At 28.9% G+C, this 24,431-nt stretch carries 25 protein-coding genes and 1 pseudogene; 2 read left to right on the plus strand and 24 right to left on the minus strand.

The features are described 5' to 3' along the window. A pseudogene (locus FAY47_RS20235) lies at nt 1–496 on the plus strand (cellulosome anchor protein); the annotation flags it as partial. Nucleotides 497–583: 87 nt separating this feature from the next. Here the strand turns inward: FAY47_RS20235 and FAY47_RS06195 are convergent. The 22 genes from FAY47_RS06195 to FAY47_RS06300 form a co-directional block, all read right to left on the minus strand. Next, nucleotides 584–1,663 (minus strand): acyltransferase, encoded by a 1,080-nt coding sequence (locus FAY47_RS06195; RefSeq protein ID WP_143315751.1) that lies wholly within the window; start codon nt 1,661–1,663, stop codon nt 584–586. Nucleotides 1,664–1,753: 90 nt separating this feature from the next. After that, nucleotides 1,754–2,830 (minus strand): glycosyltransferase, encoded by a 1,077-nt coding sequence (locus FAY47_RS06200; protein ID WP_143315753.1) that lies wholly within the window; start codon nt 2,828–2,830, stop codon nt 1,754–1,756. After that, the gene (locus FAY47_RS06205) at nt 2,817–3,734 is read right to left on the minus strand and encodes an NAD-dependent epimerase/dehydratase family protein (RefSeq protein WP_143315755.1); all 918 of its coding nucleotides are present in this window, start codon (nt 3,732–3,734) and stop codon (nt 2,817–2,819) included. The genes FAY47_RS06200 and FAY47_RS06205 overlap by 14 nt, the downstream gene beginning before the upstream one ends. Before the next feature lie 4 nt (nt 3,735–3,738). Next, nucleotides 3,739–4,365: an acyltransferase gene (locus tag FAY47_RS21165; RefSeq protein WP_279232043.1), complete on the minus strand. Its 627-nt coding sequence runs from the start codon at nt 4,363–4,365 to the stop codon at nt 3,739–3,741. Between the two features lie 35 nt (nt 4,366–4,400). Then, nucleotides 4,401–4,883, minus strand: a complete 483-nt coding sequence (locus tag FAY47_RS06215; RefSeq protein WP_143315757.1) for an acyltransferase — start codon at nt 4,881–4,883, stop codon at nt 4,401–4,403. A gap of 103 nt (nt 4,884–4,986) precedes the next feature. After that, nucleotides 4,987–6,327 carry an oligosaccharide flippase family protein gene (locus FAY47_RS06220; protein ID WP_143315759.1) on the minus strand — a complete coding sequence of 447 codons (1,341 nt, stop codon included), beginning with the start codon at nt 6,325–6,327 and terminating at the stop codon, nt 4,987–4,989. A 56-nt stretch (nt 6,328–6,383) separates the two neighbouring features. Next, complete coding sequence (locus FAY47_RS06225; RefSeq protein ID WP_143315761.1) at nt 6,384–7,196, minus strand: glycosyltransferase family 2 protein; 813 nt, start codon at nt 7,194–7,196, stop codon at nt 6,384–6,386. A gap of 84 nt (nt 7,197–7,280) precedes the next feature. Beyond that, the gene (locus FAY47_RS06230) at nt 7,281–8,141 is read right to left on the minus strand and encodes an alpha-1,2-fucosyltransferase (RefSeq protein WP_143315763.1); all 861 of its coding nucleotides are present in this window, start codon (nt 8,139–8,141) and stop codon (nt 7,281–7,283) included. 58 nt (nt 8,142–8,199) lie between these two features. After that, nucleotides 8,200–9,375 (minus strand): O-antigen ligase family protein, encoded by a 1,176-nt coding sequence (locus FAY47_RS06235; protein ID WP_143315765.1) that lies wholly within the window; start codon nt 9,373–9,375, stop codon nt 8,200–8,202. Nucleotides 9,376–9,393: 18 nt separating this feature from the next. Continuing rightward, nucleotides 9,394–10,494: a glycosyltransferase family 4 protein gene (locus FAY47_RS06240; protein WP_143315767.1), complete on the minus strand. Its 1,101-nt coding sequence runs from the start codon at nt 10,492–10,494 to the stop codon at nt 9,394–9,396. Between the two features lies 1 nt (nt 10,495). Beyond that, a complete protein-coding gene (locus FAY47_RS06245) occupies nt 10,496–11,236 on the minus strand; it encodes a WecB/TagA/CpsF family glycosyltransferase (protein WP_143315769.1) in 741 nt (246 codons plus the stop codon). Further along, nucleotides 11,223–12,413 (minus strand): glycosyltransferase family 4 protein, encoded by a 1,191-nt coding sequence (locus FAY47_RS06250; protein WP_143315771.1) that lies wholly within the window; start codon nt 12,411–12,413, stop codon nt 11,223–11,225. The genes FAY47_RS06245 and FAY47_RS06250 overlap by 14 nt, the downstream gene beginning before the upstream one ends. Before the next feature lies 1 nt (nt 12,414). Beyond that, the gene (locus FAY47_RS06255; protein ID WP_143315773.1) at nt 12,415–13,545 is read right to left on the minus strand and encodes a glycosyltransferase family 4 protein; all 1,131 of its coding nucleotides are present in this window, start codon (nt 13,543–13,545) and stop codon (nt 12,415–12,417) included. A 57-nt stretch (nt 13,546–13,602) separates the two neighbouring features. Next, entirely contained in the window at nt 13,603–14,532 is a 930-nt protein-coding gene (locus tag FAY47_RS06260; protein WP_143315775.1) for a GDP-L-fucose synthase, read from the minus strand. 3 nt (nt 14,533–14,535) lie between these two features. Further along, nucleotides 14,536–15,606, minus strand: coding sequence for a glycosyltransferase (locus FAY47_RS06265; protein ID WP_143315777.1), 1,071 nt, complete (start codon nt 15,604–15,606; stop codon nt 14,536–14,538). Between the two features lie 3 nt (nt 15,607–15,609). Continuing rightward, nucleotides 15,610–16,680 carry a GDP-mannose 4,6-dehydratase gene (gene gmd / locus FAY47_RS06270; protein ID WP_143315779.1) on the minus strand — a complete coding sequence of 357 codons (1,071 nt, stop codon included), beginning with the start codon at nt 16,678–16,680 and terminating at the stop codon, nt 15,610–15,612. Between the two features lie 67 nt (nt 16,681–16,747). Next, complete coding sequence (locus FAY47_RS06275) at nt 16,748–17,794, minus strand: mannose-1-phosphate guanylyltransferase (RefSeq protein ID WP_143315781.1); 1,047 nt, start codon at nt 17,792–17,794, stop codon at nt 16,748–16,750. Nucleotides 17,795–17,839: 45 nt separating this feature from the next. Beyond that, nucleotides 17,840–19,156, minus strand: a complete 1,317-nt coding sequence (locus FAY47_RS06280) for a UDP-glucose/GDP-mannose dehydrogenase family protein (RefSeq protein ID WP_143315783.1) — start codon at nt 19,154–19,156, stop codon at nt 17,840–17,842. 12 nt (nt 19,157–19,168) lie between these two features. Continuing rightward, nucleotides 19,169–19,834, minus strand: coding sequence for a sugar transferase (locus tag FAY47_RS06285; RefSeq protein ID WP_143315785.1), 666 nt, complete (start codon nt 19,832–19,834; stop codon nt 19,169–19,171). A gap of 28 nt (nt 19,835–19,862) precedes the next feature. Beyond that, a complete protein-coding gene (locus tag FAY47_RS06290) occupies nt 19,863–20,627 on the minus strand; it encodes a CpsB/CapC family capsule biosynthesis tyrosine phosphatase (RefSeq protein WP_143315788.1) in 765 nt (254 codons plus the stop codon). A 2-nt stretch (nt 20,628–20,629) separates the two neighbouring features. Next, nucleotides 20,630–21,292, minus strand: a complete 663-nt coding sequence (locus FAY47_RS06295; RefSeq protein WP_143315790.1) for a CpsD/CapB family tyrosine-protein kinase — start codon at nt 21,290–21,292, stop codon at nt 20,630–20,632. A gap of 11 nt (nt 21,293–21,303) precedes the next feature. Continuing rightward, nucleotides 21,304–21,990: a Wzz/FepE/Etk N-terminal domain-containing protein gene (locus FAY47_RS06300; protein WP_143315792.1), complete on the minus strand. Its 687-nt coding sequence runs from the start codon at nt 21,988–21,990 to the stop codon at nt 21,304–21,306. A gap of 249 nt (nt 21,991–22,239) precedes the next feature. Between FAY47_RS06300 and galE the strand changes: the two genes are divergently transcribed. Beyond that, a complete protein-coding gene (gene galE / locus FAY47_RS06305) occupies nt 22,240–23,226 on the plus strand; it encodes a UDP-glucose 4-epimerase GalE (protein ID WP_143315794.1) in 987 nt (328 codons plus the stop codon). Between the two features lie 532 nt (nt 23,227–23,758). Here galE and FAY47_RS06310 read toward each other — a convergent pair. Together FAY47_RS06310 and FAY47_RS06315 are read right to left on the minus strand one after the other, a co-directional pair. After that, complete coding sequence (locus tag FAY47_RS06310) at nt 23,759–24,007, minus strand: Imm59 family immunity protein (RefSeq protein WP_143315796.1); 249 nt, start codon at nt 24,005–24,007, stop codon at nt 23,759–23,761. A gap of 11 nt (nt 24,008–24,018) precedes the next feature. Then, nucleotides 24,019–24,431, minus strand: a 413-nt coding sequence (locus FAY47_RS06315; RefSeq protein ID WP_185966747.1) for a hypothetical protein, incomplete at its 5' end; no start/stop codon positions are given.

Here is a 24,431-nt window from a genome sequence, read left to right on the forward strand (position 1 = left end):
CACTCATACTGTTATCATTGAAGTTACTGGTCAAAAGAATGCTTCTGCTTCTGATTCTTATATCAACTTAGATGCTTTTGATATCGTAGATGGTAATATTACTACTCCTCCCTCTACTAATACTATAGTAGAGGAAACTAACTCCATTTTAAAATATTCTGGAGTATGGGGAAGCGCTTCCGGCTCTTCTAATAGCGGTAATACTAACAAATATTCAAAAGATCCTAATTCTTCAGTAGCCTTAACTTTTACTGGAACTGGATTAAATGTTATTGGATTTAAAGGGAAAGCTGTTGGTATTGCTAAAATTACTATTGATGGTACTTCTTACACTTGGGATGGTTATTCTGCTACTGATGCATTTAAACAAGTTCTATTCCAAAAAACTGGTTTAACTAGTGGTGCCCATACTGTTATCATTGAAGTTACTGGTCAGAAGAATACTTCTGCTTCTGATTCTTATGTTAACCTAGATGCTTTTGAAATTTTACCTTAATTAGTACCTCTTAAATATTAATATATTCAATAAAAAAATCTGTACTTTTGTTTTACTAAACTAGTACAGATTTTTTATAATATTTTCTTATTTTGTTTTACAGAAGATTTTCTTACTATCTAATCCAAATATTATTTTTGTAATTCTAAACTTGTTTATTACTACTGACAATGTACTTGAAATAAGCATACTTATAATAAAACAAGTTGTTACTAATAATGTTGGTAATATATTTTTATCATATAAATATATTAATACTAATTGAATTATTGGCATATGAATTAAATATATTGTAAAGTTATTTTCCTTTAAAAACACATATATTTTAGTATTTATAATGTTAGGTTTAAACTCTAATATTTTTATTATAATAAGATACCAAAATAATATACCTACTAGTGGTACAATTGGTTCAATTAAAACACTTATTCCTTTAACTAGCATTGATCTACAATAAAGATTCAAAAAGTAAACGCCACTTGTTAATAATATCTGAATACCTAATACCACTAACACATTAACTTTTTTTACTCTTTTAAGTATTGTTCTATTATATTTCCTTAATATAAATCCTATATAGAAAAATATAGCAAACTGTAAAACCTTATGTATTTGTAATATATTAAGAACTTGGCTTTTCTCAATTAATTTACCTACTATATATGCTCCATAAAACATAATACATAAAATCTTTATATTACCACTTTCAATTCTCTTTTCAAGTATCCTAAAGACTACAAAAACTCCAAATAACATTAACAAAAACCATAAGTGGGCGGAGTTTTTTGATAAAATTATATCATTCATTATATTGTATATCGAAAAATTACTTTTTTCAGTAAACATTCTTATAGGCATTACATATAGTAATGATATACAAAAATAAGGCACTATAAGCCTTCTATATTTTTTATATACAAATGTTCTATTATCATCATTTCTATTTAACTCATATCTAGTATAATAATATAAATATCCGGATACAAATACAAACATATAAACATGGTAACTAGATAAAAAACTATTTACAAACTTATAGAATTGAGAACTTATTCTAGGTACCCTAAACCAGTTAGAATATACAGCCATACTATGCTGCAATACTACCGTAATCATAGCTATTACTTTTAAAAAATTAAATTCTTCCAAAGTCTTTCTTTTTTCCATTACATTCTTATTCTCCTTATAACTCAAGAATATTCCCCTATAAATCTTTTACTATTTTAATTTATATACATATATTATCCTTGATCAATTCTATAGTAAATTATAGATAATATCTCCAAGTTCAGAATAATCTTCTCTGCTAAATAGTATACATTTTTCATTTTTCTGTTCTAAATGAACATTTATGTCTGACATTATTATTTTTTTATCTAGTGCTTTTGCATCTTCCACAACAGTTCCCCATCCCTCAAATAAAGAAGGTTGTATTACCACATTAGACGCGCTCATTAAAGCCAATTGTTCTTTTCTTGATATAAATCCTAGTATTTTTATATTATTCTCTAACTTATTATTCTTTATAAAATTTAGTAAACTATTAAAATGTTCTTTATTCCTATAATCATTGGTATTTCCTGTACATACCATATAAACTTGTTTCCCTTTTTTATTTACTACATAATCTATAGCTTTAAATGCAGTTATATGATTTTTATGTTTCCAAAATTGATTTGGTAAAAACACAAATTCATTAGATATATTAAATTTATCAAGAGTATTTTTTATAAAGTCATCGTCAACGCCATTTAAATCATCCTCAATATAAGATTCAAAACTTAAAATATTAACACCATCAACATTGTTAGGATATAAAGATTTATAATCATTAAATGCATCTTTACTACTTAATATAAGATTTTTATGCTTCTTAGCCATATTTTTGTAAATCTTATTTCTCCATTCTATTTCTTCCTTGGAAAACATCTCCGGTAAGTGTATATGTTGAAAATCTGGTATCCAATAAACGCATTTATCTTCTAGAAATAAATATGGATACACACTAACCGGATATATATAGTGAACATTGAATTTCTTTGCATTATCATATAATACCAAATCTAATGATTTGTGAAATATTTTGTTTGTAATCTTTTTTAAAAATGCATTTATTGAACTATCTTTATAAACTATAACTTCTATGTTGTCATAGTTCAAAAATGAATTAAATATACTAAAGTTTTCTTCCTTAGCTAATATGTAAATTTTTGTGGAATTATTTATTTTATTATTTCTAATTAATGTATAGATTATATTTTTTACATAGTATAATCCACCAATCCATTCCTTTCCACCATTCGCTATAAATAATATATTCTTATTCTCTATCAAATTTCTTCACCCAATCAATATAATTTTTTAAACCTTCTCGTAAGTTTTTTCTCTGCTTATATCCTAATTTACTTAACTTTGTAATATCAGCTTTCCAATTTAAAGGATCTCCCTTTTTAACTTCTCCATTAAATATTATCTTACTATCATCTAATCCTAGTATATTAGCATACTCTAATGCCAAAGTTTTAATAGATATTTCTTCTCCATTAGCTACATTATAAACAAAATCAGTCTTTTCATCATTAATTATTAAGTCTAATGCCTGAACTAAATCATAAATATTTATAAAATCTCTTGTCTCATTTCCTGTACCAAAAAGCTCTATATATCCTTTATTCTTATATTTATTATACATATCCCATAAAATTTGTTTTCTCAATCCCTCACCATAAGCAGAAAAAATTCTAACTACCGATATATTATGCCCTTTAACTTCTCTATAATAATGACATAGATCTTCGCACATTTTTTTATGCAATCCATATGGTGAAATAGGAGCAGCAATAGTTTTTTCTGATATAGGTAATTGCTTAGGATTTCCATAAACTGCTGCAGTAGATAAAAATATAAACCTAGGATTTATATTTGCTCTAGATAATGAGGATAATGTTTTATACAAAACGCTCACATTACTATCAAAATCCATTTCTGGATATTTTACAGACGTTGCAACACTTGCATTTCCTGCACAATGTATAAAAATATCTGGAGATATCTCCCTATAAGTTTCACTTAAGTCATCATCTAGTAAATTGCATTCCATAAACTTGCAATTTCGCATGCTTGATTTGCTATTTATAACATCTATACCGTATACCTCATATCCCTTAGATATATATAAATTAACCAAATGACTTCCTATAAATCCATTACATCCAGTAATTAAAACTTTTCTATTCATAATATTATTTCTCCTTTTTAAGGGTTTTTACAACCTTTGCTGGATTTCCAGCAACCACAGTATATGGGGGCACATCTTTTGTAACAACACTTCTAGCACCAACTACAGCTCCTTCGCCTATAGTTACTCCCTTCAATATAACACAATCAAATCCAATCCATGCCTTATTACATATTTTTATAGGTGCAGTTTTGACATTATTCCATTCTTTATTTTTTATAAAATTTCCTGTTTTTTTATAATCGTCTATACATTGTAGTGTATCATTACTTCTTTCACTCCAATAGATAGAGTGCGAATTATGATCATATATTGTACATCCCCATGCTATAGTTACATCATCACCTATTTCAACATTATTGATTGAAATTATATTAGTTCCACCTCCTATATACGTTCTATTTCCTATTGATATGCTTCCTGTCTCCTTTTCAAACACTAAGTTGCCTCCCAATAAAGAGTTAGCACCTATCTTAATACATTTATCATTACGCCTATCTGGCATTCTTATATCTACACTAAATGAATTCAACAACACTGTTGAAGTATCCATTATAATAAACTTATTATATTTTTTCATTTTTATTTTAAACTTTTCTTTTTGGTATAATTGTTTTAATTTAGAAATCATAATTACTTACTCTCCGCTATAAGTTTAATTTTCATTCAATTATCGACTTCATTTTTTAAATATTTAATAACTCTCGCCGGATTACCTGAAACCATTGTAAATTCAGGTACATCTTTTGTAACAACACTCCCTGAAGCTATTATTGCACCTTTACCAATACTTACCCCTTTTAATATTATTGAATTTAATCCAATCCAAACATCATCTCCAATAATTATTGGTTTTATCCTTCTATTAAAAATATTTTGCTTCGCATGTCCACACTTTAATATATACGGTAACTCCTCTCTTCGCACCTTATAATCTGTTGAATGCCCATTATTATCAATAATATTTACATTATGCGCAATTAAAACATTATTACCTATTTGTATCTCTTCCATAGCCCATATCTTACTATTCTCTCCCACATAACAATTTTCTCCAATTGTAATTTTTCCTCCAACAGCATCTGCTATTAAGGTTCCCCTAATACAACAACCGGAATCTATTATTATGTCTTCTCTATTTCCTGTCATATTGATAAAGCTAGTCTCTTCAAAAATTAATAAATCTTCATTAATACAACATTCTTTTCTAACCTTATTCTTTTTTATTCTAATCTTAATTGTATCTATAATTTTAATTTGATTTTACCTCCTCGCTTTTTCTTAATATATGATAGGTTTGTAAAGGCGCTATTACAGAAAACGGTATTGCAGTCAATATTTGAGCCAACATAATTCCAGTAGATCCCATCGCTAAATATTTGGAAAAGTATATGCATAAAGGAATATTAATAATACTTACTATTACACAATTGTACATTTGCAATTTTATCTCGTTAACTCCATTTAAAAAATATACAAAAGTATTACTAAAAACAGTAATAAATGTGCTTATAGCCATTGTTACTATTAAGTATTTATTAATTTCAATATTGTTATTCCCTAACCATATTTTAAATATTATATCTGAAAACACTGTCATTACCAATAATCCCAACCCAATTGGAATTAACAATAAACTAGTTTTATTTAATGTACTTCTTATCCACTTAATATCCCCTCTACCATATGCTTCAGTATAAGCTGACCACAATGGAGTAATCAATAATATATGTCCTGTATTAACTAAACTAAAAAGTTTATAAACAACATTATAGTTAGTAACCTCATTAGGACCACATACTTGAGCTATTATTATATTGTTTGTCCCAAAATATACCACTACTGCTATTTGTATTATGAAGAACTTAACTCCCAATCCGATTATTTCTTTAAATTTGTTTAATCTTACATATGCAAGTGCAGGTCTCAATTCAGCATTTTTCTTAAAAAATAAGCATGTAAGAAAAATACTTGGTAATATCATCGATACTCCATAACTAAATCCTAAATAAACTATATCTCCGCTAGTTATTCTTTTTAAAATTAATATACTTAGCACAGATATTATATTTACCAACAATTGCCCAATACCTGTTGCTGCTGATTGTTGCTTTGCATAATATAATTGGCTATATAAAGATAATATAAAATTGCCAAGAAAAAACACAAGTACAACAACAACCAAATTAACTAATTTAGAATTCGAAATAGTTACTGTATTAAAAATATTTTGCCAATTAAGAAATGGTATTATGAACATTAGTACAACTAATAAAATGAAAACAATAATAGTCATCGCCGCATAAGCTGTTGATATATATTCACGTGACTTTTCCAACTGCTTTTGAGCTAAAGATTCTGTTAATTTATTTCTTAATCCATTCCCTAATCCAATATCACTAAAAGATATCCATGAAATAATAGAAAGTAAAGTCATCCATATACCATATTGTTCATTGTTAACATATCCTATTGTTATTGGAACTAATAAATAGCTTAATCCCAATCCCAAAAATTTCAAAATAAAGCTAACTATAATGTTAGCTATAATGTTACTATCTTTGTTCTGTTTTAATCTAGTTATCTTTTGCATCTATTTTCTCCTTTCTAGGTGCGCCATCTAACTTTCAGCTTTTATCCATAAATAAATTAATCCTTAATTATGCATTTTTTTATTGGTTTTATGCATTTCTTTAATATATTGTAAAGTCTCGGATATTTTAAAGACACTCCTTGTACTAAACCTACTACATAATAGTAATGTTTTGAAAAGTTCTTCACACCATTCTTTTTTAACACTCTACTCATTTCCATTGATCTTTTATCTAATTTACTTAATGTTTTTATTCCTTCGTAAATGCGCATGTTAGAAAGTGTAAATTCCACCTTTTTTAAAGAACATTCCTTAGATGCTCTAAGCCACAAATCCCAATCCATTGTCCAATATAAACTTTTATCTACCATACCAATTTTATCGATCAACTTTTTCCTATAAAAAGTTGATGGCTGACATATATAATCTCTCCTTCTTAACAATTCCACATCATAATCTGCTACTCCATCTGATGACTTAATAAGATTTCCATGTTCATCTATGGTATTTGCTGGTCCATAGATAAATTGATCATCAACATTTTCACTAAAATATTTATTAACAAATTCCAATGCTCCATCATTATAAGTATCATCTGAATTTAACCATGTTACAATATCCCCATTGCTCATACAAAAACCTTTATTAATTGCATCTGCTTGACCTTCGTCTTTCTCTGATATCCATCTCATGTTATATGTACCATCATATCTCTTTATAATTTCTAGAGTATCATCACTCGATCCTCCATCTACAATAATATGTTCAATATTTTTATGTGATTGATTTTTAATTGATAATATAGTTGCCTCAATAAACTTACCTTGATTATATGATGGTGTAATTATTGATATTTTAAGTTCATTCATAAAATAATATCCCCTTACTGCTTACTAGATTCCTTTTACTTCCGTTACTTATTAAATCTTATACTATATATAAAACTTGCTATACTATATACTCTTCCATTTTTCTGATATCAAGTTATTATCTTCACTATCATTAGACCATTTACTCGGACAAATAACAATTTTATCATCATTATTATTTAACCATGCTCCCCACCAACTAAAAGTACTATTAGCTATAATATTATGCTTACAATTACTCATTAACTGCATATCCTTATAACTATTACTACCAGTATTCCAATCAACAAAAATGCATTCATCATCTAGTTTGAAATTTTCTTTTACCCATAACATATCATCAGAAAAAAACACAAATACAGGATTACTTACTTTATCTTTTACCATGCCTATTGCTTTGTTATAATATGACATATCACATACGCCGACAAGTGATTTCTCTTTTAAATAATCTCCTCTTCTCACGTGAATGCTCACTGTATTCTTATCATGCAAATACTTTATTAATTTTCTATTTCTATCATCTAATTTATTTTTAAATACAAACTCTTTTCTGATCTGGTCAGATACATCTATAAAATACTTTTCAGCTTGCCAATATCCATCAAAGTAAATATCTTTATCATATTTCTTTAGTTTAACATTCGAAATACATTTATCTTCTTTATATTCACTTTTTTTTGTTAATTGGACATTAAAATATTTATTCGCAATTCTATATAAAACACTTTTTTTGTCAAAGCTTATTTTTTTTATCTGTCCTTCACTTGCTTCAACATAATGTACATTAAAAATTGATTCTATTTCAAATCCGTTATGGTGATTATGTATTCTATAATCGCTTTTATCAAACATTACATGATTATTATTTTCACATAAACTCTTATAAAAAGCATATTGAAACATTTGATTGCCCAATCCACCTACGGCCCTAACTATAATCATATCTTGCTTAAACTCCTTTTAAAATATTAATTTACTACATAAATCATTAAAATGCAATTTATTGACTCAAATCTTTATCTTCTTTTTTTTCAATATGAAAAATGGAAACTGCACTTCCAAAATAGAAAAATGAGATCCAAGTTAATTGACTAAACTCCATTGATGAATCTGATATTCCACTTAACAAAAAAGTTATCACCATGGAAAATGTCAAATAAAAAACTCTTCTATCTTTAATTTTATTTAATTTATATATCAATATAATTAAAAATAATATAAATATGAAAAGACCTAGATAACCTGTTGAAAACAATGTTTTCAAATACATATTATGGGCATTATTCCTGTTTGGATTTATAAATGAATCTGTTACTAAATCTACCCCAAATAATCTATGATACATATCCTGATTATTAAAATAATCTAATACTATTGTCCAAATTTGACTTCGTCCTTGTGTATTACTTCCACTAAACAGATCATCTATACTAGTGAAATTAAACGATATGAAATTAAATTTACTAAACAATGCAGTATTAGATAGTGCTGAAAATAAAAATATTCCTACTACTACTACCCCCAGCATAGTAACAAAATTTTTCATTTTAAAATTCCACACCTTATTTTTTCTTTGTTCTATTACATACCTTGAATATATATAAACTATTGTTAAATAAGCTAGGAGATACAGCCTTGAATTAGATAACAATATTAATATTGGCGCTCCAATGAAGCAATATATATTTTTAATAGCCTTTATTATTTTACCTAATTCAATATTAATAAATATTAAAAATATCACAGACTGAGTTATTGCAAATGCAAAATCAGTTTTAAAATAATACATTCCATTTAATGTTATTGCGTGTCCCCATTCTATAGACCCTTTACCTTGTGCTATACATATTAAATTAGTAATTAACACAATGATATATGAGATTGCTATATATTTACTTAACTTATTTACTCTTAAATAATATACTCTCCCTAATAAATATAGCATAAAACTAGAAGAAATTTTTGCATATATCATTAAACCTTCCGTTTCTCTAAAAGCAGAGGCAGTAAACAAAACAAATAATATGCAAACTGCCATATCTACTAAATTAATGTGTCTTATTCTATATAAACTAACTGTAAATATAATTAAGCAAAATCCTGCTAAAATCATATCTAAACTTTTAACTTGCCACAACATATCAGCTAATGGTTTAAAAAACAATAAAAATTCCATTTAATCTCCTATTCCTCACTAATCATAAGCATACTTGATAGCTCTTACAAATCCATCTGTAACGTTCTTAAAATTAAATTTATCAATATTTTTGTACAAGCCTTTATTAAGTTCATTATCCACCTTTTTATCCATTATAAAAGATTCTATACTTATTGCAAAATTAGTTTTATTAAACGGATCAATTATTAATCCATTGTCTCCATTAACTATTAGATCATTTGCTCCGTCTGCATACTTTGAAACAATCACTTTTAATCCAGCGCACATAGCTTCAATTATAACTAATCCAAAACAATCTTCTCTTGTTGGCAATATAAATATATCTGATTCAGCATATACTTTCTTTAAATCATTTTGTTGCAAATATCCCAAGAACTTTACTTTATTCATTATCCCTAGCTCTCTAGCTTGCGCTTCTAATTTATATTTTTCCTCTCCTTCACCAACAACATTTAGAACAAATTCATGATTTACTAAACTTAATGCATCTAATAATAAATCTACACCTTTTCTTTTTATTAGTGATCCTACATATATAAGTCTTGGTACTTCATTAGCCTTATTAAAATTCCTTTTTATTATATATTTATCGATGTCAACTGTTAACAAGCTAATAAATATCTTTTCCTCTTTTGCCCCATACTTTATTTGAGCCATCTTAGTAGCAGTACTACTAGCAACAAGCGAATCGGCATTTCTACAAATTAATTTTCTTAGTAAGAATTGTACCTTATTTATATCTTTTTCAGAATTTAAAGTTCCGTCAGACCAACTAATATATTTTAATTTTCTAATTTTGCACCAAATGAATGCTAACAATATTGTAGGATTGTATTCACACCCTATAACTACATCAGGCTTTATTTCCTTAAGTCTACCTATTATACCAACTGGAATATGAATATATTTATTATCCATCTTCTTTTTAAGTTTAATTGTCTTAGACTTCAAAAATACACTATTCTTTATTAATGATTTATCTATTTCCCACGATCTATTATCCTCATTTTTACTAGAATAAATAATTGTTATCTCATAATCTGTATTATCTGCTAAAAAGTTAAAAAAATCTACTCTATATGGCGATGGTATATTAGTTACGATGCATATTTTCATCTTATTTTCCCCTATCATATCTACATATATATATAATAAATTTTAAATTTGTATTTAAATATCTAAAAAATAGCCTTTTAGGGTCTTGCAACAATCTATACAGCCATTCTAAGCTGAATTTTTGCATCCACATTGGTGCTCTTTTTATTTTACCTCCATGATAGTCAAATCCAGCACCTACTCCTATCATTAATGAATTGACTTTATCTCTATGTTCGTACATCCATATTTCTTGCTTAGGAGCACCTAATCCCACCCATAAGAAATCTGCCTTCGATTTATTTATATTTTCTATATCCCTTTTATCTTCTTCATCAGAAAGCTTTCTAAATGGCGGTGAATACATTCCTACTATCTTAAGATTGGGATACTTTTCACCCAACTTTATCTTCAGTTCCTTTAATGTTTCTTCCGTACTTCCATAAAAGTAATTAGTATAACCATATTCTTCAGAAGCTTCAAATATTTTTTCCATCAAATCTGGTCCTGTTACCCTTTCAGCCTCCTCAAATCCGTACCTTCTACTTACCACTGATAATGGACCACCATCAGGCAATGCCATCGCTCCAGAATTTTGTATATTTCTATACTTTTCATCTTCATATGCCATTACAGTTGTATGAACATTTGAAACACATATATAATTTCCTTTTAGTTCATTTAAATTTTCTTCTATATATGAAACTGTATCTTTCATATTAATAACATTTATATTCACGCCCAATATATTACATACTTTCATTAAATCCACCTACAGTGTTATATATTTTCATTAAAATATCGTAATTTATTTTTTTATTATACCTACTGCAAAAGGTTTCTCGTGCACCTATAGATAATTTATTTAATAAATCATTATTATTTAGTCTTTCTACTTGTTTAGTCAACTCCTCATAACTATCATATTTGTATAACAATCCATTCTTTTCATGTTCTATTATTCCTGCCATATTTCCAATCTTTCCTGAGATTACAGGCACGCCTAAAGAAAAACTTTCAACTATAGTCATAGGAAATCCCTCATAACACTGTGAGGCCATTATTAAAGCTTTAGAATTGCTCATTAATTTCTCTACCTCATCCCTGTTTTTAAAACCTAATAACTTAACATTTTCTATGTTGTTTTCTGCAATATACTTTTCTGCCTCTTCCCGAAAGGGTCCCCTACCAACAATGTACAATTGCTCTTTCTCAATACTTTTCCATGCCTTCAGTATTAAGTCTACACCTTTCAATTTATCTATTCTCCCAATATACAGAAAATAAGTTCTATTTTCTATATCTATCAAAGAATCATCTCCAAAATTTGTGAAATTAGGCTTTATAAATATTTTCTTTGAATCAATTAATGTTTTTAACTTATTTTTATTAAATTCCGTAAGAGCAATATAACCATCTACCTTCCTATAAGTTCCTATAAACCTATGAAATGATAAATTAATTGCTGAGATAGAACTTTGTACTATTGAGTTTCTATAGCATTTATTTCTAATTGCACAAATTAGACTTTTTTCCAAGCACTCTTCACATATTTCATTATTTTTTGTAAAAGTTGCTGCTGGACATAATAATCTAAAATTATGAATTGTTTGAATAACTGAAACTTTGCAATGTCTAGCAGAATAATATACTGATGGACTTATAAGTGGTAATGTATTATGAACATGCACTATGTCAACATTTTCCTTCTTTATTATCTTTTTAACTTCTCTATAAGTTTTAAAAGAAAATATCGTTTCTAAAGGCAACAATAGCTTCTTTAAAATTCCTTTGTTCTTTATCTCGTCATTATGCCTTTTATAAATTAAAACTTTATGTCCATTTTCTAAAAGTAAATTTTTTTCATTTTCTACTACTGCATCTTCTCCACCTGGAACTTGATAATAGTTATGTACTATTAATACAGTTTGCTTTTTCATATTACTCACCTTTTATTTCTTTAAATAATTTCATATATTCTTCCGCTATATTATTCCAATTAAAACGCTTAATTATCTTCTCTTTCCCTAGCTTAGACATATCTCTATTATTTATATTTTTCTCTATAGCTTTTATCCAACTAGTCATATCATAATCTTTCATTATAATTCCATTAATTTTATCATCAATAATATAACTTGGTCCCGGTGCATCCCTTGCTATCACTTTACATTCTCCATACATAGCTTCAAGAATGCTCATACCAAAAATTTCTTGGCTATTAAAATTCAAAAATATATCACTCGCTTTATAGTAACTATGAATTTTTGAATTTTCAACTTTGTCTATAAGTACAATATCTTTATCTAATCCATATTCCTGAATTAAACCACATATCTTATTTTTTAAAGAACCTTTTCCAATTATAATTAATATATAGTCATCATTTATTTTTTTCAATTCTTTTAACACTTCTATCGCTTTTAACGGTTCTTTATATTCTTCTAATCTTCCTACAAATATAAGTACTCTTTTATTTATTGGTAAATTTAATTCTCTTCTCAAATCAAATTTACTCTTACCAAAATCTTCAATCACATCTAAATCTAAGCCTACCGGTATAGTTCTTACATTATTTATCCCTCTAACTTCAAATTGCTCTTTAACTATTGGAGTTTTTACCACTAATTTCGATTTTTTGAAATATCTTATATTTCTTTCCGCTAAGATATTCATAAATAACTTTTTCACTTTATTCCTCGAATCACTCTGTAAAACTCCTATATAATTATATATAGGAATATTATGTTTATTACAAAACTTAATAAAACTAGGGACCATTAATTGATTATCACTTAACAAATGAACAATGTCTATATTGTAGTCAAGAATAAACTTAGGAGAAATAATCCCATGATTATACATTCTACTTGCTTGAATATATATTATCCTAACCTTTTCATTTATCTCTTGTATTGTTACATCTTTGCTTCTATTTTTGTTTGTTAAGAAAAATATATCTGTTGAAACACCTTTCTTTGCTAAAGCTTTTGCCAATCCAATTTCTTGAACATTATAATATCCAAGCTTCCCTGATTCACCTGCATATAGCCTTATAATACCAAGCTTCATATTAGTTACCTCTTAATTGCTTTTTGACATTATCTAATACTGAATTTCTATTCAAAACTATTTATAATTCTCCACAAACCACTTATATGCTTTTTCTATTCCATCTCTAAGTTCCACTTTATACTTCCATCCTACCTCTTCTAATTTACTTACATCAAGAAGCTTTCTAGGTGTGCCGTCTGGTTTGCTAGAATCAAAAACCAATTTTCCTTCATACCCTACAATTTCTTTAATCATTTCAGCAAGACCCTTTATAGTTATCTCTTTACCTGTACCAATATTAAAGAAATCATTTCCCTCGTATGTTTCCATTAAATAAATACAAGCATCTGCCATATCTTCAGAATACAAAAATTCTCTAAGAGGTGTACCACTTCCCCATACTACAACTTCTTTATCATTGCTTTCCTTGGCTTCATGAAATCTTCTAATTAATGCTGGCATCACGTGAGAATTTTGAGGATGGAAATTATCATAAGGTCCATATAAATTTGTAGGCATTACACTAATGTAATTAGTACCATATTGCTTATTAAAAAATTGACACATCTTAAGACCAGATATTTTAGCTAAAGCATATGCTTCATTTGTTTCTTCCAAATATCCTGAAAGCAAATATTCTTCCTTTATAGGTTGTGGACACATTTTAGGATAAATGCATGAACTACCAAGGAACATTAATTTTTTCACTTTATATTTATGAGCCATTCCTATAACATTATTTTGTATCTGCAAATTTTCATATATAAAATCAGCAGGATAATTGCTATTTGCAAGAATACCCCCTACCTTAGCCGCCGCCAAAAATACATATTCTGGCTTTTCGGATTTAAAAAAATCTTCAACTTTCGTTGAATCTTTTAAATCGAGTTCAGCATGAGTTCTTACTACAATATTAGTAAACCCTTTAGTTTCTAGCCCTCTTACAATTGCAGAACCTACTAAACCTCTATGTCCTGCTACATAAATTTTACTATCTTTATTCATAACTTATCTATCTCCTATATACGACACTATTTTTTTTGCAATATCCTTATATTGATTTTCAAACTTATAATCATTATTAACTTTTAATCCATCTAATTGTTTCAATATGTTGCCAATATCAAAACTTTCTTCATAGTTTATTTCTAATGCTAAGTTCATATACTTTAATTTTTCTATTGTATTTCTATCTTCAGCAACAGAATTTCTTGATAGTATGGCACATTTCTTATTTGCACATAAAACTTCCGCAATCGTTCCCCATCCTGCTTTTGTTATAACATAATCACTTGCCTTAACATAATCATGAGTATTCGCGATATCCTTTGATAAGTATGTTACATTATTACCTTCAATATTTATTCCTTCTGTTACTATAAAATCATAATTTAAGTTTTCGACATTGATATTGCCATTTAATTCAACAGATCGCCCTACGCTAATAAAAACTATTTTCTTTTTATACTTTTCTTTTATCTTTTGGACATTCTCTTTGCTAAAAGCTCTACAGCACAATCCTACTTCTTCATAATTTTTTAAATAACTTTTCATATTATCGATATATAAAGAATATAATAGAACTCTATCCGCAAGTTCATAACACTTCCTATACGGCTCACAAATTATACTGTCAAAATATTCATCATATATATCAACCCAAGTAAAATTTGATATTAATAAACTTGGTACGTTAGAAATACTTGTTGATTTAAAAATCCAAGGAACTATGTCGCTCACAACAATATCTACAGAAATCTTTTTTAGAAATTTCTGTTCTTTTATACTTCTCTCATTCCAAGTATTAATATACTGCATTAAACTTTTCTCTAATTCTCTTTTATTTACTTCCAGAGAACCCGACTTTAAAATTAATCCAACATCCATCACTTCAGAGTAAATAATTAATCTTTTTCCGTGCTTTTTCAATATGCCTTTTATAAATTCACCTTGATATTTTCCTGTCTTAACTATTACTCTCACATCTGAATTAGCTTCAAGAATATACCCAATTATAGGTATATTTCTTGAAGCATGCCCAAATCCATGATCAGATATATAGAATGCCACTGTCCTCATTTTTTATTTATTCTTTTCTTTAAATTCTTTCGATCCTATACCTACAATTTCCTTCATATCACTATCAACCATCATTGAAACTAAGCCTTTAAAACTAACTTTTCTTTCCCACTCTAGTTCTTTTTCTGCCTTCGTTGAATCTCCCCATAACAATTCAACTTCTGCTGGTCTAAAATACTTTGGATTTACATCTACTAACAATTTTCCATTTGACTTGTCATATCCTTTTTCATCTACGCCAGTACCCTTCCATTCAATTTCAACACCAACTTCAGCAAATGCTAACTCTACAAATTCTCTTACTGTATGAGTTTCGTTAGTAGCAAGAACATAATCTTGAGGTTTTTCTTGTTGTAGAATTCTCCACATACCTTCTACATAATCACCCGCAAAGCCCCAGTCTCTCTTTGCATCCAGATTACCTAATGATAGCTTTTCTTGTTTTCCAGCCATTATAGAAGCAACAGCTATTGTTATTTTTCTTGTTACAAAAGTTTCACCTCTTCTAGGAGATTCATGATTAAATAATACCCCATTACAAGCAAATAAATCATATGATTCTCTGTAGTTTACAGTTATCCAATATGAATAAAGTTTAGCAACTCCATATGGACTCTTTGGATAAAAAGGTGTTTTTTCACTTTGAGGTGCTGTATCTGGTAATCCTCCAAATAACTCTGATGTGGAAGCCTGATAAAATTTACACTTGACTCCAGTTTCTCTAATTGCATCTAATAATCTCAATGTTCCTACTCCTGTAGCTTCTGCAGTATACTCAGGTACTTCAAATGATACTGCAACGTGAGATTGAGCTGCTAAATTATATATCTCATCTGGTCTTATTTTTTCTATTAATCTATTTAAGTTACTTGAATCTGTCAAATCCCCATAATGTAAAAATAATCTTTTGTTTCCTATCTCAGGATCCTCGAAAAATGGATCTATTCTAGTTGTACTAATAGTACTATGTCTTCTTATAATTCCATGAACTTCATAACCTTTTTCCAATAATAATTCCGTTAAATATGATCCATCCTGTCCAGTTATTCCTGTTATTAATGCTATTTTACTCATTCTTTTCTCCTTTACATTTGCGTAGTTTTATATTTCTATTTGAAAATTTTTTCTTACCATAAAACATTTAAATAATATTTTTGTAATCTCTAAGATTATCCATATAATCCTTATTAACAATATAAATTGAATCCTCTGTCTCTAAAGCCATAATATCATCAATTCCTATCATAACTACTCTTTTGTAACTATTAATAGCTATATTACTACTTGATTCAATTACCATTGTATTTCCATCAAGAATATTATTATTAACATCCTTATCCTTATATCTTTCAACAGATTTCCAAGTTCCAACATCATCCCAACCTATTTCACTTGGAACAACATAAATGTTTTTTGATTTCTCTAATACCGCATAATCTATCGAAATAGGAGTTGTATTATTGTACTCTTTATCTATAAACTCTTGTAAATTATCTTCTTCTATACTTTCTATTTCATAAATTGCTTCATAAGTTTCGGGACAATACTTCTTAATTTCATCTATTATTGTTGAAGTCTTCCACAAAAACATCCCACCATTCCAAAGATAACATCCATTTTCAAGATATTCTTTTGCCTTTTCTTCATTTGGTTTTTCAACAAATTTATCAACCTTAAAAACGCTTTTCAATTGTTGAGAATTTAAATCTACATTATATTTTATATAACCATACCCTGTTTCAGGTCTATCCGGCTTCATACCTAATGTTATTATCGCGTCATTATTTTCTTCAATAAACTTATTTGAAATTCCAACAATTTTTCTAAATCTTTCTTCATTTTTAATTAAATGATCTGAAGGCAAAACTATCATGTTACAATCTTTATAATATCTTTCAATTACCAATGCTGATAATGCAATACAAGGTGCTGTATTTCTTCCCTCCGGCTCAATTATTATATTTCTTTCTGGCAACTCTGGTATTTGCTCTCTTACTAAGTTAACATACATAGCTGCTGTACAAATAAAAATTCTTTCTATTGGTATAATAGGCTTTATTCTATTCACAGTCATTTGTATCATTGTATCTTCCCCTATTAACTTTAAAAACTGTTTTGGCTTTTCATCCGTGGATAAAGGCCAAAATCTCGTACCTTTACCTCCAGCCATTACTAACGCACATAACATACTATCTCTCCTATTCTAACAGACTTAAAACTATCACTTTCTCTTTCACTGCTTTCTATTTAAAACTGCTTTTCTACCAACAGAATAATAATCTATATTAGTATTCTCAAAATCACAATTATCATAACAATTCCTACCATCAAATATTATTGCTCTCTTCATTTGCTCTTCATATGTTTCTATCTTCATGAATTTAATCTCATTCCATTCTGTAAAGATAAATACCATATCTGCATCTCGTATAGTTTCTTCTGGACTTTTTGCATAACTTAGCTCTTCCGAAAAAAGTTTTTTGAAATTTTCTTTTCCAACAGGATCATAAACAACCACTTCGGCACCTTCACTTAAAAATCTTCTAACATTAGGTATTGATGGCGCCTCTCTTAAGTCATCTGTTCCCGGTTTAAACGTTAACCCTAAAACTGCAACCTTCAAACCTTTTAAACTCCCAAATCTTTGTTTTGCTTTTCTAAACATCTTATATTTTTGATTTTCATTAACCTCTATAGTTGCTTTTATTGTTTTCAACTCATATCCATTATCATTAGCTAACCAATGAAGTGCTTTCGTATCCTTCGGGAAACATGATCCCCCATATCCTAGTCCAGCTTTTAAGAATTTATTTCCTATTCGTGGGTCATAACTCATTCCTTGGGCCACATCTTCAACATCAGCTCCTACTATTTCACAAAAATTAGCTATTTCATTCATAAAAGATATTTTTAAAGCTAAGAAATCATTACAGGCATACTTTATCATTTCTGCACTTTTTCTATTAGTTACTACTATAGGTTGATTAAATCTTTCATAAACTTCTCTTAGCACATTTTCAGAATTCTTAGACTCTACCCCAATAACTATTCTATGAGCATGAAGAGTATCTTCAACTGCTGTCCCTTGAGATAAAAATTCAGGATTTGACGCTACTTCAACTTTAACCTCATTCTTAACATTTTCCCCTATAAATTCCTCTACTCTATCATTAGTTCCTATTGGAACTGTCGATTTAACTACAACTAAACAATCTTTTTCAATGCTATCTGCAATTTGTTTGCACACACCAAAAACATAATCTAGATTTGCTGATCCATCTTCTCTCTCCGGAGTACCTACTCCAATAAAAATAACATCAGCATCTTTATATGCATTTAAGTAATCAGTAGTAAAACTTAATCTTCCATTTTGGTAATTTCTTTTTAACAATTCGTCTAATCCAGGCTCATATATAGGTGAGACTCCTTGTTTCATTAATTCAACTTTTTTCTCATCTATATCAACACAAGTAACATTATGCCCAACTTCTGATAAACACGCTCCAGTTACTAATCCTACGTACCCTGTTCCTGCTACTACTATTTTCAAACCTTCTCCTCCTTAACTCGCATGCTTGTCTCCGAAAAGCACAAAAAATGTTTTGAAAATCAACTTTATATCACATAAGGTACTCTTTTCTCTTACATACCTAACATCAAGTTCCATCCATTCATAAAATCCTATATCATTTCTTCCAGATACCTGCCAGTAACATGTTAATCCTGGCTTAACACTAAAGCGCTCCATCATCCACAATTCAAACTCCTTAACTTCCCCTGGAAGTGATGGCCTTGGACCTACTAAACTCATTTCTCCCTTTAAAACATTAATAAGTTGAGGTAATTCATCTATACTTGTTCTCCTTATAAAACTACCTACCTTAGTAACTCTAGGATCTTTCTTTATCTTGAACATAGGTCCATTCATTTCATTTTTGTCTTTAAGCTTGTCTTTAAGCTCCTCAGCATCCACCACCATGGATCTGAACTTATACATTCTAAATTCTTTTCCTCTAAACCCTACTCTATCTTGTACAAAAATTGCCGCGCCTTTACTTTCAAGCTTTATTGCAATAGCAACTATAAGTAAAATAGGGCTTAATACTATTATCCCTAAAAAAGAGCACACTATATCTATTAACCTTTTAAAAAATGCATAACGTATATCTATTTTTTTATATTTATACTCATACAGTACTTCTTCTTCTACCAGTTCCGTGTTTTGCACTTTTAACCTCCCCTATTTATAATTACCTTTATTTAAAAAATGACAAAAAAGACTTTTTCTCCTTTATCTTGCGTCCACAAAACTCAATATCTTTATTTAAAAGTAAGTTTTTAGCACTATTTTCAAAAAAATCTTTATACATTTTATTTTTTTGAATAGATAAATCTATCCCATCTGATATTTCAGTTTTCCTTGTAGTGTCATTGTGTCCATCTGATCCTATAAAATTGTATATTTCGTGTTCCAACAGGATACTTGCAGTCTTCTTAACAGTTGCTCCAAAATCGCCTCTTATACTTCCTGCATTCATTTGAAAGAGAACACCTTCCTCAATAAATTTATTTATAAAAGAAGGCTTGTCCATTATAAATTTATACCTTTCTGGATGAGCTAAAACAGGAGTTATTCCAAGAACTTGAAGCTCATATATTATGTCAAAGGCTTCACTTTCCATCTTTCTCATAGGAAGCTCAAATAGCATATACCTAGAATCATTTATTGTTCCAATAAGACCTTTTTTATAGTCATCAATCATATTTTCAGAATAGTAAACTTCTTGTCCATAATTTATAGTTAAATTAATTCCCTCACTAAGTATTACTTTATTGAACTCTTTCACCAGTTCTCTAACTTCTTCGTAAGGGGTCTCACCATATCCTCTACAAAAATGAGGTGTTGCAACTATTTCAGTAATTCCATCCTTTTCTGCTATCCTAAGCATATCTAATGTCATCTTTATATTCTTAGATCCATCATCTATACCAGGCAAAATATGTGAATGAATATCTATCATAATTACTCCTTGCCCTCATTTCCATAATAGTAATAATATTTTCTTCTTGTATTTTCTATACCATTTAATACTACTCCTAAGATATTAGCTCCAACCTTGTCTAAAAGTGCCTTTGCCTGAATTACAGAATCTCTCTTTGTCTTTTCTGCTCTCACCACTAAAACTGTACCATCAGCCTTAGTTGAAAGAATTTGAGCATCTGTAACAGCTTGAAGCGGAGCTGAATCTAAAACTATAATATCGAAATAGTTTCTTAGCTCTTGTAATAATTTACTCATTGATTTAGACCCTAACATCTCCGATGGGTTTGGGGGTAACTTTCCTGATGTTAATATGCTTAAGTTATCATTATATTCATGTATTGCTGAATTAATTTTTTCCTTACCTATTAATACATCAGAAAGCCCTATTAGATTCGAAATCTTAAACTTTTTATGTAAAGATGGTTTTCTTAAATCACAATCTATAATAATAGTTCTTTTTTCTGCTTGTGCAAATGACATTGCTAAATTTCCTGCAGTAGTAGATTTACCTTCACCAGGTTCTGAACTTGTAACAACTATAGTTCTTATCTCTTTATCAAATGATGAATATTGTATATTAGTCCTTAATGTTCTATACGCTTCTGCGGAAATTGACTTTGGTTTTTTTTCTACTATAAACATCCTGTACTCCTTTATTTCGAACTTTCTAAATTAGGTATAGTTCCAATAACTGGTACACCTACCATTTTTTCTATTTGTTCTTTATCCTTAAAAGTATTATCTAAAAACTCAAGCAACAAAGCTACTCCTACGCCTACCATAATTCCTAACACTAAAGCTATAACTATATTAAGTTTTTTATTAGGACTTACTGGACTTTCAGGCAATGTAACGCTTTCTACAACCTTCACATTTGCATTAGCAATTAATTCATTTGATGTCTTTACAAACTCGTCAGTTATAGCCGCTACAACATCCCTAGCTTCCTGCTTATTTCCACTCTTATATGTAATTTTCAAAATTTGTGTACTAGTTATTGGTTCAACCTTTAACCCTCCAACTACACTTTGTGATTTTAAGTTTAAACCTTTATCTTCAATAGCTCTATTAACTAAATCATTTGTAGTAACTATATCTGCATATGTCTTTATTAGACTCTGATACATTTGAACATCAGTACTATTATAATTCTGACTTGAACTTTCGCCACTTTCCTTACCAATAAATAATTTTGTACTTGCCTCATATTTAGGCTTTATTAAAAAGAAACTTACAACAGTAGCTAGTATAGTTGCAACCAATGTGATACCTACTATAAGCTGCCATCTGCTTTTTAAGGCATCAATTATATCTTCTATTTTAATGTTTTCTTCATTCATTCTTTTTCCTCCATACTAGTTATTGAAATTTAAATACTTTCCGTTTTACCGTATCATTATAACATTGTTTTAATACTTTGTTAAGAAATTATGCACTGTTTTTAATATGAATAATCGCATATTAACACTATTCTTGGAAGTTTATGTTTTGTATTGTAATATATTTGTTATATTTTTTTTATTTAAAAATGCTATAACAAGTGGTAAAGTTAAGGTAATATTCACTTTAATATTGAGGAGGTTGATTTTATGTCTATTCTTGTTTGTGGAGGTGCAGGCTACATCGGAAGTCATATGGTAGCTGAACTTTTAGAAAATAATGAAGATGTTGTAATTCTTGATAATTTAGAAAAGGGTCATAAGGATGCGCTTTTAGGTGGCAAACTTTATGTTGGTGATTTAAGAGACAAAGAGATATTAAATAAAGTTTTTTCTGAGAATAAAATTGACGCTGTTATAGATTTTGCTGCATACTCACTTGTTGGTGAAAGTATGGGTGAACCACTAAAGTATTTTAACAACAATGTATACGGAACAATTAATCTACTTGAAGCTATGAAAGAACATAATGTCAAATATATAGTGTTCTCTTCAACAGCTGCTACCTATGGAGAACCTAAGTTTATTCCAATAACTGAAGACAGTGAAACTACACCAACCAATGCATATGGAGAATCAAAGCTATTAGTTGAGAAAATTTTACGTTGGTGCGATCATGCTTATGGAATTAAATACACAGCCCTAAGATATTTTAACGCTGCTGGTGCTCATGTTAATGGTAAGATTGGAGAAGATCACTCCCCTGAAACTCATTTAATTCCTCTTATCTTAGACGTTGCTCTAGGTAATAGGGACAAGATTATGATGTTTGGTGATGACTATGATACTAAAGATGGTACTTGCATAAGAGATTATATCCATGTAACTGATTTAGCTAAAGCTCACTCTTTAGCTCTTAAGAGATTACAAAACGGAGGAGAAAGTACTGCTTACAACTTAGGTAATGGAACTGGTTTCTCAGTTAAGGAAATGGTTGAGGTAGCTAGAAAAGTAACAGGACATGCTATCCCTGCAGAAGTTGCTCCAAGAAGAGCTGGAGATCCTGCAACGCTTATAGCTTCATCTGAAAGAGCTATTAAGGAACTTGGATGGAAACCAGAATTTAATGATGTTCAAACAATAATAAGTACAGCTTGGAACTGGCATAAAAATCATCCTCAAGGATATGAGAAGTAATTCTGTCTAGAATTTTTTAATTAACATAGGATGTTGGAGCCATATTCATATTGATTTAAAATTTATTATGAATATGGGCTCTTTTTTTGTGGTTTTTTCTATTAATTTCTCCAGAGCCCTGATGTTTTCAATATATTCTTATATTCTTAAGAATATATATTCTAATATTCTCGTATTCTGATATTCTTCAGAATATATTAAAAATTCCTCCACTATTCAAATTCTTCATTACATATGTTGAAACATTCATTCAATGTAACTTCTTTTCTGGTGGTTTTTTCCTCAAAATAATCTTCCCTCACATAAGTTAATTATACCGTCAATTACTTTTAAAAATCCATTTTTCGCACATGGAGCTGGATTTAGTAACTGATTAAAAATGAAATGAATCAACCTACTTAAATTTCGGCTGATTCATTTCATCTTTTCACTGCATTATTACTATTACGGAGTGAATTGCCATAACTGTTTTATTATTTTCATGAACTTTAGTAAATAAATTCATTATGTACTATCTTTTGCAATTCTAACTTTATAGCTCCCTTAATATTTTATCAGCTCTTAATCTATCAATAAAATCATCTAATGCTTCTTCCTCATCTGAATAGGTATCTTGTGAATTTGTAACCTTGCTAGCTCTTTCATCTGTTACATAAACAATCCATTTACCATTCTCATTCCTTAACACAACTTCATTTTCTCTATTACCCCTTTCTTCATTCATATTATAATCTTGTAATTTCTCATCATGTATAATTCTTTTTGCCTCTTTTATATTCATGGTTTATCCTCCTATTTAATTTCCTTAAGCAAACCTAATCCTTCTAATTGTTCAACCGTAAGACTAAATTCATATTGAATGGCTCCTCCTTTTCCCCAACCTTCAACAGCTTTACTCCAATTAATTGAACCATCACGATTTAACACTGCTGAATTCTTTGGAATTTGAATACCTTCTAGCCATATACCTTCCTTTAAGAAGTTATTTGCCACATCTGAATTTACATTTTTCAATAAATAATTATATAATTCATCATTACTGCATGCAGATTTTCTCCATAGATTAATAGCTCCAGTCGCCTCTCCAGTCTCACTGCCACCTTTAACCTTCTTAAGCAGCACCATCTGTGCTATAAGTCCAGCTGTATACCCAGTACAATAAGCTAATCCCTTTTCATCCTTTGCATCAGATACTTGCTGAGCTA

Source organism: Clostridium sp. HBUAS56017, assembly GCF_007115085.1.
GTDB classification, from domain to species: Bacteria; Bacillota; Clostridia; order Clostridiales; family Clostridiaceae; genus Clostridium; species Clostridium cibarium.